The sequence below is a fragment of the Paenibacillus sp. 01L418 genome (assembly GCF_056400045.1).
Genome location: NZ_JBFTSN010000114.1, coordinates 1 through 16,366, shown reverse-complemented (window position 1 = coordinate 16,366; position 16,366 = coordinate 1). Strand labels below are relative to the sequence as shown.

Sequence of the window (16,366 nt, the reverse complement as noted above, 5' to 3'; positions counted from 1 at the left end):
GAACAACGGCGGCGGCGGTGGTGGTTCTGGAGTAGAGAAACCAGAAAAACCCGAAGACTTCTTAATCGTTGATCTTAAGGATTTGCCTAAAAACTTGAACCGCGGTATGCCGCTTTCGATTAAAGTCATTACGAAGCGCACTGAAAATGCTATTGTTATTCCTCCTTCTACGCTTCGTTCTATTGGATCTCGTACGTACGTGCAGGTCATTGAAGGCGAAGTTAAGCGCGAAGTTGACGTAGAGGTCGGCCAACAAACCTCGACGAATATCGAGATCCTCAAAGGGTTGAAACCGGGGCAGAAAGTTGTAGGTCGATAGCCAATGGGAATTCCGCTGTTTCGTTTTTTGTTCCGCAAAATGTGGAACACGCGCTGGCTAACCTTAAGCACGCTGGCTGGGCTAACTCTGGCGGTTGCATTTGCAACGAGTATCCCTATGTATGCAGATGGCGCACTCAAGAGAGTAGTAGCCGAATCACTGCAGCAGAAGAGTACCGGATTACCTGCGGGCTCGCTTCTCATGAGATATCAATCACCTGCTGGCGGGAAAACGGATTTAGCAGCGCTGTCGGAGCTTGAAAAGTATATTAAAGATGGAATACCGAAGGAAATTGGATTTCCATTTGGTACGTATGTAAACAGCTATTCCATTCGCGGTGCAGAGGTCGTTCCTGAGGATWCAAGCAAAGTAGACGCAGGACGAAACCGTCAACTGACGATTATGAATCTGTCAGAACTTGAAAAAAATACAGAGCTGACTCAAGGTAAATGGTTTTCAAATACCGAAGGGGATGGAGATATACTCGAAGCAGTCATGTTCGAGGAAGCAATGTATAGAAATGATGTACATATCGGCGATGTTTTTGAATATCCGATATACGGTGGACTGGATCTGACATTGCGAGTGAAAATTGTCGGAGCAGTCAAACCGCTTACTGATACGAGTTCATACTGGTATCAAGGGATGGAAAGCTTGCTGAACACGTTCCAAATAAGCAAAGCAGCATTCGAAAAGACGCTGTTAGCGAATAAAAAAATACCGCTGCATAATGCAAGCTGGTACTACGCATTTGATTTATCAGAAGTAAAAACGAGTCAATTAACACCGTTAAGCAAGACGCTAGAACGCTTGAATATTGAGCTTTATCAGCGTCTTAAGGACACAAGAGTAGAAATTTCTTTTGCATCCACGCTTACCGAATTTAAGAAACAAAGCCTGCAGCTGCAAACATTGCTGTTTACGCTAGCTGCTCCAATGCTTGCGATGGTGTTTTTCTTTATTGCCATGAATGCAAGGCAGTCACTGGATAAGCAGCGAAGCGACATTGCAGTGCTTCGAAGCAGGGGGGCCGGCACACGGCAAATCATATGGATTTATTTGCTCGAAGGACTACTGCTTGGAGGGATCGCGCTTGGAAGCGGTCCGTTTATCGGTTGGTTCATGGCGAAGAGTATCGGATCAGCCAATGGCTTCCTTTCTTTCGTTAATCGGAAGTCCATACCGGTTGGCTTCTCTACAGAGGCCATTATTGCTGGTGGAGCTGCAGTCTTTCTAGCGCTTATGGCGACCATTATTCCAGCTGTTATTTATGCAAGATCTTCAATCGTAAGTTATAAGCAGGATCTGGCGCGTTCTGATCGCAAGCCAGTTTGGCAGCGTTGGTATCTTGATGTCTTGTTAATTGCCGCTGCTGGTTATGGCTGGTATATGTTCAATGAGCGCCAAATGTTGACATTCAAAACAGGCATGACAACGGATCAATTAAACGTACAGCCATTTTTATTTTTTGTTCCTGCCTTATCAATCTTTGCATTTGGGTTGTTTTTCTTAAGATTATTCCCATGGCTTTTGAAGGTGTTTACATGGTTAGGACGCAAATTTTTACCGGTTCCGCTATATTTGACGCTGACTCAGCTTTCACGTTCATCCAAGGGATATTACCCATTGATGATTCTATTGGTGCTGACGCTGGGGCTTGGTGTTTATAACGCATCGGCAGCTAGAACGATTGATTTGAACTCCACGGAACGTACGCTGTATAAATACGGAGCAGACGTAACCATTCAAACGGTATGGGAAGGCTCTCCGGAAATTACCACGACGCCTGGCAACAACGGCGGAAATGGTGGCAACGGCGGCAGTGGAGGCAATGGCGGCGGTTCTGGCGGCGGTGGAAACGGCGGAAATGGTGGAGGAGGCAACGGCGGTGGTTCAGGCGGCGGAGGCGGTGGCGGTCAAACCATACCTTCAAAGATGTTGTTCAGTGAACCTCCATTTGAGCTATTCCGTTCCCTTGAAGGCGTAGAAGCGGCTGCTCGTGTACTACAGACGAAGGGCAGCGTGGTCATTTCAGGCAAATCGATTGGTCAAGGAACCGTAATGGGAATTGATAATGTCGACTTTGCCAAGGTCGGCTGGTTCCGCAATGATTTGTACCCAGTTCATCCGAATTATTATTTAAATAATTTGGGTAAATATGAGCATGCGGCACTTATTCCTTCGAAAGTAGCAGAGAAATATCAATTAAAAATCGGAGATCCTGTGTCAGTTGGATTCGCCGAAGGTAAAGTGGATTTTATGGTCGTTGGCATTTTGCCTTATTGGCCTAGCCAATATCCAGATAAATCTCCGTTTATTATCACGAATTTAGATTATATTTATGACCAGCTTCCGCTTATTCCTTATGAGGTTTGGCTGAAGATGAAGCCTGATGCTAAAGTAGCTCCGATCGTTGAAGCGCTGCAAAAGGCTGGGGTGGAGATAGCAGCTATTAAAGATGTAAGAAGCGAGCTAATCATTCAATCGAAGCTTCCAACTAGGGGCGGCGTATTCGGAATATTGAGCTTAGGTTTCCTTGTTTCGGTCATCATCACATTAGCTGGCTACGTTCTATTCTGGTTCTTTAATCTCTCAGGGCGCGTTGTCCAATTCGGGGTATTGCGGGCAATGGGATTATCGCGAAGACAGCTTACGGGGATGCTGCTTCTGGAGCAGCTATTTACAGCAGGACTTGCGATTGGACTTGGGGTGTTAATTGGTAAAGGTGTGAGCTTGCTCTTCCTTCCATTCTTGCAAACGACAGAAAACGTTGCAGAAACAGTACCGCCTTTCCGAGTCATATTCGAGTCTAGCGATACGAACCAATTGTTCATAGTTGTCGGATTTATGATGCTGACCGGCGCATTGCTGCTCTTCCTGCACATACGCAGGCTTAGAGTGCATCAAGCGGTCAAGATGGGAGAAGAACGATGACAACAGCGATGATCGATTGCGAAGGTCTAGTGAAAATTTACAAGACAGACGATCTAGAGGTCGTTGCCCTGCAAGGCTTGAACCTAAAAGTAAACGAAGGCGAGCTAATGGCTATTATCGGCAACAGCGGCAGCGGGAAATCGACGCTTCTGAATACGCTGGGCGGTCTTGACCGCCCTTCAGCCGGCCAGGTGCATGTAGGTCCATGGGATCTTCTGAAGATTTCCGAAGAGGATCTAGTGAAATACAAGAGGGAGACGGTAGGATTTATTTGGCAAAATAATGCCAGAAACCTGCTGCCTTATCTTACTGCCCTCGAAAATGTAGAAATGCCGATGATGCTTTCAGGGAAGGTTGATCGCGCATATGCAAAGCAGCTGCTTGAATGGGTTGGCTTGAAGGAGCGAATGCATAACAAGCTCCATCAATTATCAGGCGGTGAGCAGCAAAGGGTTGCCATTGCGATTTCATTGTCGAATCGCCCGAAGCTACTGCTTGCGGATGAACCGACAGGTTCGGTTGATACGGCTACCTCCGATTTGATTATGGGTATTTTCCGCAGGTTGAATCGCGAGATCGGTATTACCATCGTCATTGTAACGCATGACTTGACGCTTGCTGGCAAGGTAGACCGAGTGGTTGCCATTCGCGATGGCTTGACGAGCACTGAGTTCATTAAACGCAATCCGAATATTAATCTTGATGGAGGTGAGGCAGAGCTTCCAGCTGTAAGCAGCGGACTGCAGTCTGTGCATGAAGCCTATGTCGTGGTAGATCGCGTTGGACGTTTACAAGTGCCTAAGGAATATTTATCTGCTCTTAATATTAAAGACAAAGCAACGATGGAATTTGACGGCGAGCGGATTATTATTACTCCGCCTAAATCACTAGGGGGTTAAAATCAAATGAATAATAAAAGATTGTCAGGCAAGCGAATTCGCAAATTTACTTTAGTATCGTTAACACTTACCTTGCTTATTGGCCTGCTAGCAGCGTGCAGCAGCGGCTCAGACAGCTCTACAGAAAAACGGGTTTTACGTATTGGCGTGCTTTATGGCGGTGCGGATAATGAGCCGTATTTCCGTCAGCAATACACGGATATGTATGAAATGTCTCATCCTAACATTGAGTTCCAAATCGTAGGCGCAATCAACTATGATGATCAACGCTTTGAACAGCAAGATCCTGCAAAGCCAACAAAGCAGCCAGATCCGTATGAAAAAATGAAAGAAATGCTAACTGGATCAAATCCAGTCGATGTTGTTGTTCTGGATTACAATATGCTTCGTCGGATGACACAAGACAACTTGCTGCAACCGCTGGATCCGCTAATAGCACAAGATAAATTCGACTTGTCGGATTATGTTCCAACTGTTGTTGAAGGCATTAAAGCTGCTGGTGACGGCGGATTGTATGCATTGACGCCAACTTTTAACTCTTCTGCACTATACTACAACAAAAAAATGTTTACTGAAGCTGGTGTAACTCCTCCGACAAACAAAATGGAGTGGACTGAAGTTCTTAACCTAGCACGTCAAGTGGCTAAAGGTGAAGGCGTGGACCGTAAATTTGGATTCTCCTTCAATCGTTGGTCCAACGACGGCTTTAGCAATGCGCAGTCTTATAGCCAAGCATTGCAGCTAAAAATGTGGGATGACAAAGGCGAGAAAATGCTCGTCAATAGCGATCAGTGGGAAAATGTATGGAGCACTGTTGCATCGCTGTATCAAGAAGAAGTTATTCCAACACAAGAATTTATGAATAAAATGTATGAGAAGCAAAACGCGGAAGGTGGCAATGACCCATTCTATGGTGATTTGTTCATCAAAGGCAAAATTGCGATGACGATCGGTGATTATGGTTATATCAATGAGCTTAAGAGAGCTTCGGACAACGCATCGAAAATTAAAGATTTTGAAGCTGTTGATTGGGACGTTGTGACAGTTCCCGTTTCTCCAAGCGATCCTGAAGTAGGCAGCAGTATTTCATTGAGCCAGTTGATGGGTATTAACAACAAAGCTCAAAACGATAAAGACGCTTGGGATTTCATCAAGTTCTCCAACAGCAAGGAATGGGCTAAGCTGAAATCGAGAAGTCTTTATGAAATGGTTGCACGTAAGGAATTTTTGACGCCAATCGGCGGTTTGCAGTACAACATTGACGCATTTACTTCACTTAAACCAATGCCAGCTGTAGATACGGACAAAATCTTCCGTGAGAAACCAGGTGCATGGGAAGCTCAACAACCTGGCTATGAATTGTTCCAGGCCGTAATCGAGAAGAAAAAATCGGCTCGTGAAGCACTAGCTGAGTGGGAAACACGTGGAAACGCGGTTTTGGAAAAAATTAAAAACAATCCAACTGGAGAAGGCAACGGCGGCGGAGTCGAAATTATGCCAATGCCAAGATAATTTGAAATAAGGAAAAAGCCCGTAATCGACCTCTGCGTCGTTTGCGGGCTTTTTCCTTAATATTTGTCTAACCTCGTAATAGAAAGGACTGGTAAGCGGTCCAAGAGCCGTTCTCGGTCTGATACATCAGATGTATGCGATCAATTCTCGAAGTAAGATCAATGGACTGCATGCGCAGATTTCCGAATAAATCATGCAGCTCATCAGCTGAGATTTCTTGCCCTATCGTGACATGTGGCGTGTAAACATATTTAGGCTCGACAATGGCCAGCGGACCGCTGCATACGCTCTCCTGGAGCTTCTGCATGGAAACGGTGTCTTCAAGCGCTAAATAGAGCACATGACTTACAGGGAAAAAAGTAGATACACGGTTCAAATGGATAGAGAAAGCAGGCAGCTTAGATGTGGTTTGCTCTAAATGAGCGACTGCTAGCTGCAATTCATCGTCTGACCAATCTTCTGCGTATCGTACTGTCAAATGAGCAGGCACAGCTGTGTAATGCGGATCATGGCGTCTTCGCCAGCTATTAGCGAAGTCCTGTACATGCTTTTCGGGGAAAACAACAATTCCATATAACATGGTCTTCAGCTCCTTCGAAATGACCTATTTTGAGTATACCCCATTTGCATGTATGATCCCAATTTTGGGGTATTCTAATGTATACAGCCTTTATTGGAGTGATAAGCATCAGCTTCTCCAATAAGATAGTGGAGGGATGACATGAGATGGGTATATTGGGTTCGCCTATATGAAACCAAATTTCAAGCGGGTTGTTTGGTTAGGAGAATGGAGAATGACGGTTGGATGTATGGCTATGAAACTCCGCATGAGGTAGAGGTATTTCGATCCCGAAAAGGGCGATACGGCGTGAGGTTTATACCATAAAAAATAAAAAGAAAATAAATTAGAATATTTTGCTTGACTTAAAACACACCTATATAGTATATTATTTTATGTCGCCAATTCAACTGGCTTTGCTCAAATGGATATACGTCGCGGGGTGGAGCAGCCCGGTAGCTCGTCGGGCTCATAACCCGAAGGCCGCAGGTTCAAATCCTGCCCCCGCAACCAACCTTTCGATGAATACGTTGAAATATACGTTTTTCGAGGGCCCTTAGCTCAGTTGGTTAGAGCGGTCGGCTCATAACCGATTGGTCGGGGGTTCGAGTCCCTCAGGGCCCACCATAAGCAAAACCTTTACAACATGCCGGGGTGGCGGAACTGGCAGACGCACAGGACTTAAAATCCTGCGATGGGTGACCATCGTACGGGTTCGATTCCCGTCCTCGGCATACCTCGAAGACATTGACGAGTCAATGGTTTTCACGAAGTACATAAGATGTACGAACGATAAAAGAACCTCCTTTATAGAATCTGACTTGTCAGTTCTAAACAAAGGAGGTTTTTTTATCGTTAGGTACTTAATATCTAGCAATTTAATTTAATATGTTAATTTCTAAAGCTGTTAAGTAAATTAGAGGCTGGCAGTAATTAATTTATAGCAGCTTGTCTCGCAGCATTATGGGCTAACCTATGGAGGGTATTGTTTTTCTTGTGCTTGCTTATGTATTTTATTTGTATGTGAACGCYGGGATACATATTATTTAAATGATGTAGAACTGCCAATATTTCATCTCTAGCATCTTTATGATGTGAATGAGAAAAATAATCTTTTGATAAAATGTTTGCGATTTGACTGCAATCAGTATAGATAATAGCGAATTTCGGCTCATACTCCGTCAGCGCACTTGCAAGTATTTCAAGACTGTAACGAACAGCAAGCAATTCACCGTAATTGGAACCTTCAATATGTTCCATCATAATTTTTTTGGCGGTAACGCGTATTGTTCTATTGAAGACAAAGCAACAAGCTGCTCCATGATTATTTTGCGCAACGAAACCGGAGTAATCACAATACAAACAAATCATACTCTTGTTCATAATGTTTTGTCTTAAACGGGGATTGGCATATGCTCTTTTTATTAGCAATTCTGTTGTAGTATCCACAAAATCTATCCTCCAGATTATATTCCTTCTTTCATTATTTTAATCATCGTCAAAAAAGAGATGGGCTAGTCTTCAAATGGAAAATCCTCGAAATATTTTTTACTTTAAGGATAGGCGAATGGATTAAGGTATACATCGGAGCTGATAAGCGTAAGTTTTAATAGGAATGTGTCTGAATAAGGAAGTAACATTAATGATGTAATACTGGAGGGGACTCGGCATGAAAGCAGGTTTTTGGATTCGATTAGGAGCTTCATTGCTGGATGGCATTATTATTGGCATTCCGTTAGCCATTATTTCATTATTATTTACAGGAGGATATGAAGGGAGAGATTATTTTACAGATGTGGTCTCATTCCTTTACTCGTTACTGGTTCCGGTATTTTGGAGCGGCTATACCATTGGGAAAAGGATATGCGGCGTACAGATTAGAAAGCTGGATGGCTCACCTCCAGGTATAGGTACCATGTTATTGCGTAATGTTGTCGGTGGACTCGTTTATGGATTAACATTAGGTATTGCTGTGATCGTCAGCGCCTTTATGGTCGGTTTGCGCGATGACAAAAGAGCGATTCATGATTTTATAGCAGGAACAGAAGTGGTGCATTCTGATTAAGCTGTCTTATGAGCTCGTTGCGATATCATGCAGCGGGCTTTTTTTATTATACTTTTGACATTTGCCACGATATTTAATGAGGGAACTTTTTTGCTTTCTCTATTTTGAATGAAGTAAACTAAGAGTTGTATTGAAATACCTGAGCGATAAGGGAAGTAGGTGGATGATTGATGCAGCACAAGAACGAGGAGACTTCACTTAAGCTAAGCGCGCGTCGACTCTATGCGGAGATATTCTCTTTAAAGGACACGCTTTACAATGATCTTCTAAATCGGTTTAAGGATGATGTATCACTCACGGAAAAAGCGGAGCAGTGGAAAACCGGCATAATGGCAGCTGCGATCTCTACAGCGCTTTACAGCTCTTCTCTGGGTGGAAACAAGGAGTTTCCTTATGTCTATTCCTATTTGAAAATAAAGCTTAAAACGTATCATTCTGAAGGGGAAGCGGCGATAGAGGACTGTATGACTGTCATTTCAGGCCTATTAAATGAAGCTGATTACGAGTCTGATTCGTTTTCCGAAGGAATTGCTTTATGGCTTTATTTTAGTATTCAAGGAAAAGAGTCGTTTGTAKAAGAAGAGACGGTTCCATATTTGCTTACTGGACAATATATTAATCAAGTTTTTTATAATTGGTTTGATAAGCAGAGCTAATAAAGGCTGCTTATTCAAAAACGATTGCTTTTGAAGGGGATATTAATGATTATGAATACGTTAGCAAATGATTGGGCGCAGAAATTGCAGAGTGAGCTTGAAGCGCCTTACATGCAAGAGCTTTTTGCCATACTGGCAGAGAAATATAAAACGACCACAGTTTATCCGGAAGCGGAAAATATATACAATGCACTTCATCATACATCCTATGAGCAGACGAAAGTGGTCATTTTAGGACAAGACCCCTATCATGGACCAAAACAGGCGCATGGGCTTAGCTTCTCCGTGCAGCCAGGATTAAAGGTACCTCCTTCACTAAAAAACATTTACAAAGAGCTGGAGTCGGATGTAAGGGCCACTGTGCCTGACCATGGAAGCTTGCTTTCATGGGCTAAGCAAGGAGTGCTGCTTCTAAATACAGTGCTTACGGTGGAGGATGGCAATCCTAATTCCCATCAAGGAATAGGGTGGGAGCAATTTACCGATCAGATTATTGCCGCTCTAAACGATAGGGAGAAGCCCGTGGTATTTATACTATGGGGCAAAAATGCAGAAGCGAAAGCGAAGCATATTAATGGGGACAAGCATCATTTAATTATTTCACCGCATCCGAGCCCATTTGCAGCGCGCAAAGGTTTTTTTGGAAGCAAACCATTTTCCAGGACAAATCGTTTCTTAGAATCGATTGGAAGCGAGCCGATTGACTGGTCGATTCCGATGCTGAATGAGCTTGAAAGCAAATAAAAAAAAGACTTCTCAACTGTCTGATGGTTATAAGACAGGTAGAGAAGTCTTTTTTGGTTTAATTGATGATGATCGCTTTGCCTGTTGATGATTCACTTGATCCCGTAGATTGCGAGGATTGGGTGAGTACTGGCTTTAGCTTAGCATCAATATAAGTGGAGGCGGATACATCTGTAATAACTTGAGGATACATTTTATCAGGATCAGGCATGACCAATTCTACATTGATGAAAGCTTGATCTCCTTCGAAAGCAATAGAGGTAATACGGAAACCATAACCGGGATGTCCTACTTGAGTGCTTACGGTTACTTTATTGATTTGCGGGTTTACCGCCTCAATTGAAAGCTTCAGGTCGAGGCTCGGTTGCTCAGGCTTAGTTGGAATCGGAGCCGTCTCCTTTACAAATGTAATGGCGTCATATAGCCAGCCTGCTGCTTCACCGCGCAAAATAGCTTTTTTAGGATAAAACTTGTTCGCACTATCCAATGTGACGATTTTGCTTATGAGAAGCTTTTGAATGCTGTCCATGTAGGTTTTGTTCACATCAGCCGCATCTTCCAACTGCATGAAAATTTCAATAAAGGCGTAATCGCCTTTCGTCATCATAGCTTTAAACAAATGATGAGCAAATTGCTCGCGGGTCATGATGTCGTTAGCTTTGACCGTTTTTGGAATTTCTAGACCATTAATACTCGCGATGATAAAAGCTTGCGAATACCAAGCGTTATCTTTTATGTTTGTAAAATAGTCGCTTGCTTTAGGTTCTTTAATGAAGCGGATATGGTTGATATTAATATCTAGCCCTTTAACGATCAAAGAAACGCCTTCGGCATAAGTGAGCTTGCCTTTAGGAYTAAACTTGTCATGTTTATCTCCGCTTATTATGCCCATCTTCTTAAGCTCGTTAATTTTATGCTCGTTTACGTCATTTTTAACGTCCTTGAATGCCCATACGGATTGTCCAAGAGTGAAGAGCATCATTGCAACCAGTGTCATTGTCAGTATCAATCGTCTTTTCATACGGTCACCTCTTCTTTTATTTGCTGCAGCACTTACTTGACGTCGTTAAAAGACAAATTGTTGCAATTATTATACAATCATTATGACCGATTCCACTTTTGTGGAGACATCGTGATGAGAGTGGAGAGTCAGAAAAATCTGTAAAGAAATATGTTGACTTGGCGTCTTTCACCTGATATATTATTAATTGTCGCTAACATGATCTGGTAGCTCAGCTGGGAGAGCACTATCTTGACAGGGTAGGGGTCACAGGTTCGAACCCTGTTCAGATCACCATAACTTAAACTCCGAAAGCCTTGTCCAGCAAGGCTTTTTTTGTTGTGATCAACCATTGCCATGTCAACATAATCCCTTCATTGGTATCCGTGGTAGCAGCGTGGTAGCAAGCAATTCTAACTGATTAGTTCAAATTAGAAAAGCAATTTTGCTAGCTCAGCAGCTGCTTCTTCTTGCATGTTAGGGAACAGATGCGAGTACAGATCAATTGTAATCTTTATTGAGCTATGCCCCAATCTTTCCGACACTATTTTAGGATGCGTATTAATCTTGAGTAGCAGTGAGGCATTGGTGTGCCTAAGGTCATGAAAGGTGATTTTTTTCAATTCCGTTTTCTCCAGTAGTTTGTACCATATCCTATTGATGTTTCTTGGGTTAGCTTTTGTACCCAGCCCGTTACAGACAACAAGATCTTCCTGACTTAATGACTTTCCGAGTGAAAGCATTTCACGTCTAACCATTCTCATGTGCTTTTGAAGGTCGGTGGCTGTATCTGTATCGAAAGATATGGAGCGTATACTTGTAGCAGTTTTTGCTCCATGAATGATTTCTTTCCCATTATGGCTTAACGTTTGTCTAACGGATATCATTTTCCTATCGAAATCCACATCCATCCAACGAAGACCAAGTATTTCGCCTTGTCTCATCCCAGTGGTTAGAGCTAAATGAAAGGCAATGTAGTATCTGGTATAGGATCGTGCATAATTCAAGAATGCTTTCACTTCATTTACATCCCATACTTCGATTTCTTTCCTTTTAACTCTTGGCTTATCGATAAGGGAAGCGGCGTTCCGATTGATGATTTGTTTCTTGACTGCTGCATTTAAGGAAGTATTAACGATATTATATATTCGTTTAATTGTAGAATCAGCTAAGCCTTTGTCCTGGAGAGTGCTCAAGAATCTCTGAATGATCAATGGATTCAACTGTGTGAGGTTGATCCCTCCAAGTTCAGGGACTATATGCGTTCTCATATACACTTCAGTTACATGAGCGGTTTGAGAGGAGATCTGTTGTTTCTTCGCACGAATCCATTCAGTCAAATACTCACCATAAGTCATTTTTGATGGTTGGATGTATGCACCTTTATCTGCCTCGACTTGCGCTTCCCTTAGGGCTTTCTCAGCCTCTTTCTTCGTTTTGAATCCTCGTTTTTTTATTTGAATTCTTTTTCCGTTAGCGTCTTTACCTAAAGTAATAACATAGTAGTAGAAATCTTTGTTCTCTTTCTTTACGTTGTATTTACCAATATAACCTGCAACTCTAGTCATGTTTATTCTCCTTTCAATACGATTATTTATGGACCATATTTCACATCGGAATATCTAACGGATCACCTCGAATACGCACAATGCTCATTTTCATCACCACCTTTCAAGATAGATAATTACCGCTCATCCAGTTGTTGAAAACTTCCTTTAGAACTCGGATGGACTTACCAACTCTTATGACATGAAACTCGCCTGAATTAACGAGTTCATATGCTTGTCGACGGCCAATCCCTAATATTTGCTGAATATCGCTAACTCGAAGAACCTCTACATTTTCCAAGGTAAACACGACCTTTCGATTAGTGGTGGTCAGAACTAAACAAAAAAAGACAGGTACAATGACCTGTCCTCAAAGCAATCATATCCATACAAGAATAGAAGGATTTGCGGTTGGGCCGTTAAATCCAGCTTTCATGTTTTGACACAACTACTTATCTACTATTTAGCCCACTTCTCTAATGAAGGGCGCAATCCTACATCGCTACAACTACTAAGTGTCATTGGGATATGATCCTCTAACAGGTTTTCCTTACATCTATGTGTACAGCCCGATTAAGGCTGGAACTTTATTCATGTTTCTGTAGACCAGCCATTCATTTGATCTACGGCGTTCTTCTTTCTCGTCCATGTTTCCCGTCGAGCTTCAACCTTTCTAACTAGCGCTTTCACTTCCTCGATGAATTCCTCGAATTCCAGTACACTCATTTCCGCTATTTCATCCACTTCTTCATGCATCACTCCTGCTGGAGAGTATGCCTTCAAGTTCAGGTGCATTCGGTGCGATGGCTCCAGTAAGTCAAAGTTCTTAATAGAAGGTGTAATCCCGCAGATGGTAAAGGTCTTGGGGTTCCTGTAATAATCAAGTTGGAAAGCTTCAACTGGTACGGACATCACTTGAGCAATTTTGGCAAGCAATGCTGCTTTTAGTTCTTGTTGTTTACCTGATTCAAATCTTGATAAAGTCGAAGGGGAGGTTCCGATTTTATCAGCCAAGCCGTTGATAGTAAACAAACCTGGGTTACATTCCTCTGCTCTCTCACGAATGTACTTATGAATTTCGCCGAGACTACCGTAGCCTTGAAGTGTCTTAAGGTCTTCGGTTGTAATTAAGTAAGGCATTAATCCCATGAGCTCCACATCCTTTTCTGGTTCTGTATGTATCATATCAAATGTAATTCATAAACGCAACACTTGTTATTGCTAAAGTGCAATATTGGTGTTATGCTCATATTGAGAGAAATAAGAATGGAGAGGATTCAATATGTGCCATTCACTTGCGCTTCACTTAGTTCGGTTACATACGAATCAGGTAGAAGCGTTCATGCTCCAATATAATAACCTGAATGTTATACAAATTCTCGTAGGAGGCACACCATTATGTTCGATACACTCACCGTAATTGCGGAATGTAGGATACCAGAAGAAGGACTAAAGCAAATGATGGATCAGAGGGCAAGGGTAAAGTATCTTAACCCAGGGGAAGAAGAAGAAGATGAACTTACCACCTTCTCCTATGTATTATTAGGAGATCGTCTTATGCCCAGACTCAAATACAATAAGGATAGAGGAAGAGTAACTATAACCATTCCATGTTGCTCCTACTTCATGTTCGGATACCGTATGAAGAGGATGGATGCTACTCATGTACCTGCTTTTATTGATAAGCTACAGCAGTCATTCGTTAATGACTTAGCAATTGAGTTTTTGCTGCCCGCCGACCAATGGAAGGTTAGGAACGGGGATACATACTTTGATTTCAAGGTTAGTGACGTTGGTGCATATGTACAGTCGATTGCACAGATTGATCTAGCAGGATACAAGACAAAGAACTATCGATTTGAGACGACGAGCTTCGAGAGCGGTTCGAAGGACTGCAAGTTCTACGATAAGAGGGCTAAACTCATTGAAGATGGGTGTCAGGATGAGCGTGATCTTGAACTTAGCCAGAATGTATTACGATTTGAGGTTGGCGTGGCTCGCTACGATATGAAGTACTATGTTAAGTCGCATTCGCTTGGTCAAGTAATGTCAGAAACCTTCCTTAACGATCACTTGGAAAGGTTTCTGCGGCGACTCAACATATCTGAGCTAATAATGACCAATGAGCGAGATATTTATCAGCGACTTAAGAATGTTTATGATGAGAAGTGGGCCGAAACCTTACTTGGGTTCATTTCTAGGCGCACGAACGGAATACATACAGATAATGAAAAATATGAAAGACAAGAGAACATGTATCTTAAAAAGATAGCTCATGCGGGACTTGCACCAATTATTAGTGAAGTGTTTTTGCCGCCGTTACTTTTGCCGTGGATGGATAATAGTAATGTACCGTTAGTAGAGAAAACTCGACCATTGCATGTCGTTCCTTATCAAAAGGAAGAAACGGCAAGCACTATACAATATGTCGCCCCGACAGCGACAGATCTCGACAGAGTTCTGAAAACTATGGTATCGCGTCCTAACAGCCGCATTTCCTATACCTTTAGCAAAGTTAATTGACTCATATTGTAAGGGGCGGCAGCAACCGTCCCTTTAGTTGTATATTTTTCTTATTGGATTCTCGGCGGTGTTCCAAACATCATTAACTGCTTGAACGTGCAATGTCCGTTGGGTGGGGGAGAGGTGAGCACTGCCTCCAAAGTTATCATCGGTGATGATGGCTATGAAAGAGTCTACGAATTCTATCATGTTGATTGCGCGGCATATTACCTCTACTTCAATGGACACGAGACGGCAATAACGCGGGTTCCACAATGCTAAACGCTTGATCTCAGGTTTAAAGCCTGGAGAGAGACAGGATAATATCCAATAGGCAATTAATTGACGACTCTGCCCTATCTTCCAGCGAAATTCTGACTCTGTTTTGATGTCGATAAGTGTATTATCGATGATTAGATCGCCATCAGCGCCGTCCACAAGAGCAGATACAGCCTCTCCAAACCGTGGGTTACACATAATGTTATGTGATGCTTGAAACCTCTCTGAATGCCTCTCTGTGACTTGCATTAGGGTCTGTAGGTCATGAATATCGTCATCAATGGCATGAAGAATTGCGGGAATATCACCAGCGCCTGAACGATAAAACTGCTCCAACTGACCCAGTACAATTGCATCTTTAATTATGACTTGGGTAAGCGCTGAGTCCCCCCCAATATACCTGTTTCGCCGCTCTACAACTCCATTGTAAGCATCATGGATATACTTCCTATCTAAGATGCTAACTGCTATTGATGCCGCTAAATGATCACCCTCGCGCTCCTGGTGAGCACCATTGATGCGCTGTACATACGCACGTAATAGATAGTCATATGCGTGTCCAATGACTGGATTGGCTCGGTTTTCATGCTGAACAATGATTGGAGGTATGGAGGGAAATGGATCGCCGCCGTCCATGCAAATAAATGATTCCTTTAGTTTTGGTATATTGGCGAATAAATCCTTAATTTGATCGTTAAATAACAGTAGATGAGTGATAGACATGAGAGTACTCCATTCTTTATCGGTATTCTTTTAGCGTAAGCAGTTGATACATGACTGTCAATCCACAACTACTCTCTTTGAGCTCGGTAATATGTTCTTTATCAGACTAATTGCCACTTCATTTGAAATTGCTTTTGCATTTTTTTATCTTCAATTACCTCATAGATTTTCTAGCACTTTTAACTGTCGATATACAACTTTGATACGTCAGTATTGATGTCAATAAAGTTAAAAATCAACATCATCTAATTGCTTTCCCCCCCCTGAGGATACCCAATTTAGCATATTTTAGAATACATCCCCAACCTCCCAAACCCTAGGACTGGCGCGGCTTTGAGGGAAATATAGTCCACACACTGTGTGAAGTGCACTGAAGATTAAAGATACTTATAAATTCGTTTAATAAATAGCTTGTAAAATTTCTTTTAAATGGTTACGTTACACTAGAACGATAAGGTTTCCCCACTGTTTCCCAAATCGTTTGCACCTTCTCAATATAGCCTCCCTTCATACCAGGAGGGGGGCGTAATAACCGAAAGGAATGATGTTATGGATATGTCTGATTTAGATAAGTACGGTGAGTTCGGCTTTAGACGGGACTATGTTGATGATCCCGATGATTGCATG

Annotated in this window: 15 protein-coding genes and 4 tRNA genes; 12 read left to right on the top strand and 7 right to left on the bottom strand. The window is 42.5% G+C overall.

The genetic code is table 11. The annotated features are described in order from the left end of the window. From AC1DSE_RS15810 to AC1DSE_RS15795, 4 genes are all read left to right on the top strand, one after another. The coding region (locus AC1DSE_RS15810; protein WP_477527874.1) for a permuted SH3 domain-containing protein at positions 1-319 on the top strand (319 nt) is incomplete at its 5' end. A gap of 3 nt (positions 320-322) precedes the next feature. Continuing rightward, positions 323-3,253, top strand: coding sequence for an ABC transporter permease (locus AC1DSE_RS15805; protein ID WP_477527873.1), 2,931 nt, complete (start codon positions 323-325; stop codon positions 3,251-3,253). A gap of 8 nt (positions 3,254-3,261) precedes the next feature. Further along, positions 3,262-4,152 carry an ABC transporter ATP-binding protein gene (locus tag AC1DSE_RS15800; RefSeq protein ID WP_076268354.1) on the top strand — a complete coding sequence of 297 codons (891 nt, stop codon included), beginning with the start codon at positions 3,262-3,264 and terminating at the stop codon, positions 4,150-4,152. A 6-nt stretch (positions 4,153-4,158) separates the two neighbouring features. Next, positions 4,159-5,664, top strand: a complete 1,506-nt coding sequence (locus tag AC1DSE_RS15795; protein ID WP_441883036.1) for an ABC transporter substrate-binding protein — start codon at positions 4,159-4,161, stop codon at positions 5,662-5,664. 67 nt (positions 5,665-5,731) lie between these two features. Here AC1DSE_RS15795 and AC1DSE_RS15790 read toward each other — a convergent pair whose 3' ends face one another. Next, the gene (locus AC1DSE_RS15790; RefSeq protein WP_076268194.1) at positions 5,732-6,244 is read right to left on the bottom strand and encodes a 2'-5' RNA ligase family protein; all 513 of its coding nucleotides are present in this window, start codon (positions 6,242-6,244) and stop codon (positions 5,732-5,734) included. Between the two features lie 415 nt (positions 6,245-6,659). On the opposite strand from AC1DSE_RS15790, the gene AC1DSE_RS15785 reads away from it, so the two are divergent. From AC1DSE_RS15785 to AC1DSE_RS15775, 3 genes are all read left to right on the top strand, one after another. Continuing rightward, a tRNA-Met gene (locus AC1DSE_RS15785) sits at positions 6,660-6,736 on the top strand. 37 nt (positions 6,737-6,773) lie between these two features. Then, positions 6,774-6,850: transfer RNA gene (locus AC1DSE_RS15780), tRNA-Ile, on the top strand. 21 nt (positions 6,851-6,871) lie between these two features. Continuing rightward, a tRNA-Leu gene (locus tag AC1DSE_RS15775) sits at positions 6,872-6,957 on the top strand. 199 nt (positions 6,958-7,156) lie between these two features. Here AC1DSE_RS15775 and AC1DSE_RS15770 read toward each other — a convergent pair. Next, positions 7,157-7,672: an RNase H family protein gene (locus AC1DSE_RS15770; protein ID WP_477527872.1), complete on the bottom strand. Its 516-nt coding sequence runs from the start codon at positions 7,670-7,672 to the stop codon at positions 7,157-7,159. Positions 7,673-7,892: 220 nt separating this feature from the next. Here AC1DSE_RS15770 and AC1DSE_RS15765 point away from each other — a divergent pair, with 220 nt between their 5' ends. From AC1DSE_RS15765 to AC1DSE_RS15755, 3 genes are all read left to right on the top strand, one after another. Next, positions 7,893-8,288 (top strand): RDD family protein, encoded by a 396-nt coding sequence (locus AC1DSE_RS15765; RefSeq protein ID WP_477510093.1) that lies wholly within the window; start codon positions 7,893-7,895, stop codon positions 8,286-8,288. Positions 8,289-8,458: 170 nt separating this feature from the next. Beyond that, the gene (locus AC1DSE_RS15760; RefSeq protein WP_477527871.1) at positions 8,459-8,944 is read left to right on the top strand and encodes a hypothetical protein; all 486 of its coding nucleotides are present in this window, start codon (positions 8,459-8,461) and stop codon (positions 8,942-8,944) included. Positions 8,945-8,995: 51 nt separating this feature from the next. Beyond that, a complete protein-coding gene (locus AC1DSE_RS15755) occupies positions 8,996-9,688 on the top strand; it encodes a uracil-DNA glycosylase (protein ID WP_477510095.1) in 693 nt (230 codons plus the stop codon). 58 nt (positions 9,689-9,746) lie between these two features. Here AC1DSE_RS15755 and AC1DSE_RS15750 read toward each other — a convergent pair whose 3' ends face one another. Beyond that, positions 9,747-10,709 carry an S-layer homology domain-containing protein gene (locus tag AC1DSE_RS15750; RefSeq protein ID WP_477527870.1) on the bottom strand — a complete coding sequence of 321 codons (963 nt, stop codon included), beginning with the start codon at positions 10,707-10,709 and terminating at the stop codon, positions 9,747-9,749. A gap of 200 nt (positions 10,710-10,909) precedes the next feature. Here AC1DSE_RS15750 and AC1DSE_RS15745 point away from each other — a divergent pair. Next, positions 10,910-10,985, top strand: a tRNA-Val gene (locus tag AC1DSE_RS15745). Between the two features lie 134 nt (positions 10,986-11,119). Here AC1DSE_RS15745 and AC1DSE_RS15740 read toward each other — a convergent pair. From AC1DSE_RS15740 to AC1DSE_RS15730, 3 genes are all read right to left on the bottom strand, one after another. Further along, positions 11,120-12,256 carry a site-specific integrase gene (locus AC1DSE_RS15740; protein ID WP_477510097.1) on the bottom strand — a complete coding sequence of 379 codons (1,137 nt, stop codon included), beginning with the start codon at positions 12,254-12,256 and terminating at the stop codon, positions 11,120-11,122. A 103-nt stretch (positions 12,257-12,359) separates the two neighbouring features. Beyond that, positions 12,360-12,545 (bottom strand): helix-turn-helix domain-containing protein, encoded by a 186-nt coding sequence (locus AC1DSE_RS15735; RefSeq protein ID WP_477510098.1) that lies wholly within the window; start codon positions 12,543-12,545, stop codon positions 12,360-12,362. Between the two features lie 281 nt (positions 12,546-12,826). Further along, positions 12,827-13,384, bottom strand: coding sequence for a helix-turn-helix domain-containing protein (locus tag AC1DSE_RS15730; RefSeq protein ID WP_477510099.1), 558 nt, complete (start codon positions 13,382-13,384; stop codon positions 12,827-12,829). A 249-nt stretch (positions 13,385-13,633) separates the two neighbouring features. On the opposite strand from AC1DSE_RS15730, the gene AC1DSE_RS15725 reads away from it, so the two are divergent. Beyond that, positions 13,634-14,758, top strand: a complete 1,125-nt coding sequence (locus tag AC1DSE_RS15725; RefSeq protein WP_477510100.1) for a hypothetical protein — start codon at positions 13,634-13,636, stop codon at positions 14,756-14,758. A gap of 33 nt (positions 14,759-14,791) precedes the next feature. On the opposite strand, the gene AC1DSE_RS15720 is transcribed toward AC1DSE_RS15725, so the two are convergent. Continuing rightward, positions 14,792-15,739, bottom strand: a complete 948-nt coding sequence (locus tag AC1DSE_RS15720; RefSeq protein ID WP_477527869.1) for a hypothetical protein — start codon at positions 15,737-15,739, stop codon at positions 14,792-14,794. Positions 15,740-16,366 lie beyond the last annotated feature (627 nt).

Coding starts and splice junctions, on each gene's coding strand:
- AC1DSE_RS15800 (WP_076268354.1), top strand. CDS start 3,262: ATGATCGATTGCGAAGGTCTAGTGAAAATTTACAAGACAGACGATCTA.
- AC1DSE_RS15795 (WP_441883036.1), top strand. CDS start 4,159: ATGAATAATAAAAGATTGTCAGGCAAGCGAATTCGCAAATTTACTTTA.
- AC1DSE_RS15790 (WP_076268194.1), bottom strand. CDS start 6,244: ATGTTATATGGAATTGTTGTTTTCCCCGAAAAGCATGTACAGGACTTC.
- AC1DSE_RS15765 (WP_477510093.1), top strand. CDS start 7,893: ATGAAAGCAGGTTTTTGGATTCGATTAGGAGCTTCATTGCTGGATGGC.
- AC1DSE_RS15755 (WP_477510095.1), top strand. CDS start 8,996: ATGAATACGTTAGCAAATGATTGGGCGCAGAAATTGCAGAGTGAGCTT.
- AC1DSE_RS15740 (WP_477510097.1), bottom strand. CDS start 12,256: ATGACTAGAGTTGCAGGTTATATTGGTAAATACAACGTAAAGAAAGAG.
- AC1DSE_RS15730 (WP_477510099.1), bottom strand. CDS start 13,384: ATGGGATTAATGCCTTACTTAATTACAACCGAAGACCTTAAGACACTT.
- AC1DSE_RS15725 (WP_477510100.1), top strand. CDS start 13,634: ATGTTCGATACACTCACCGTAATTGCGGAATGTAGGATACCAGAAGAA.
- AC1DSE_RS15720 (WP_477527869.1), bottom strand. CDS start 15,739: ATGTCTATCACTCATCTACTGTTATTTAACGATCAAATTAAGGATTTA.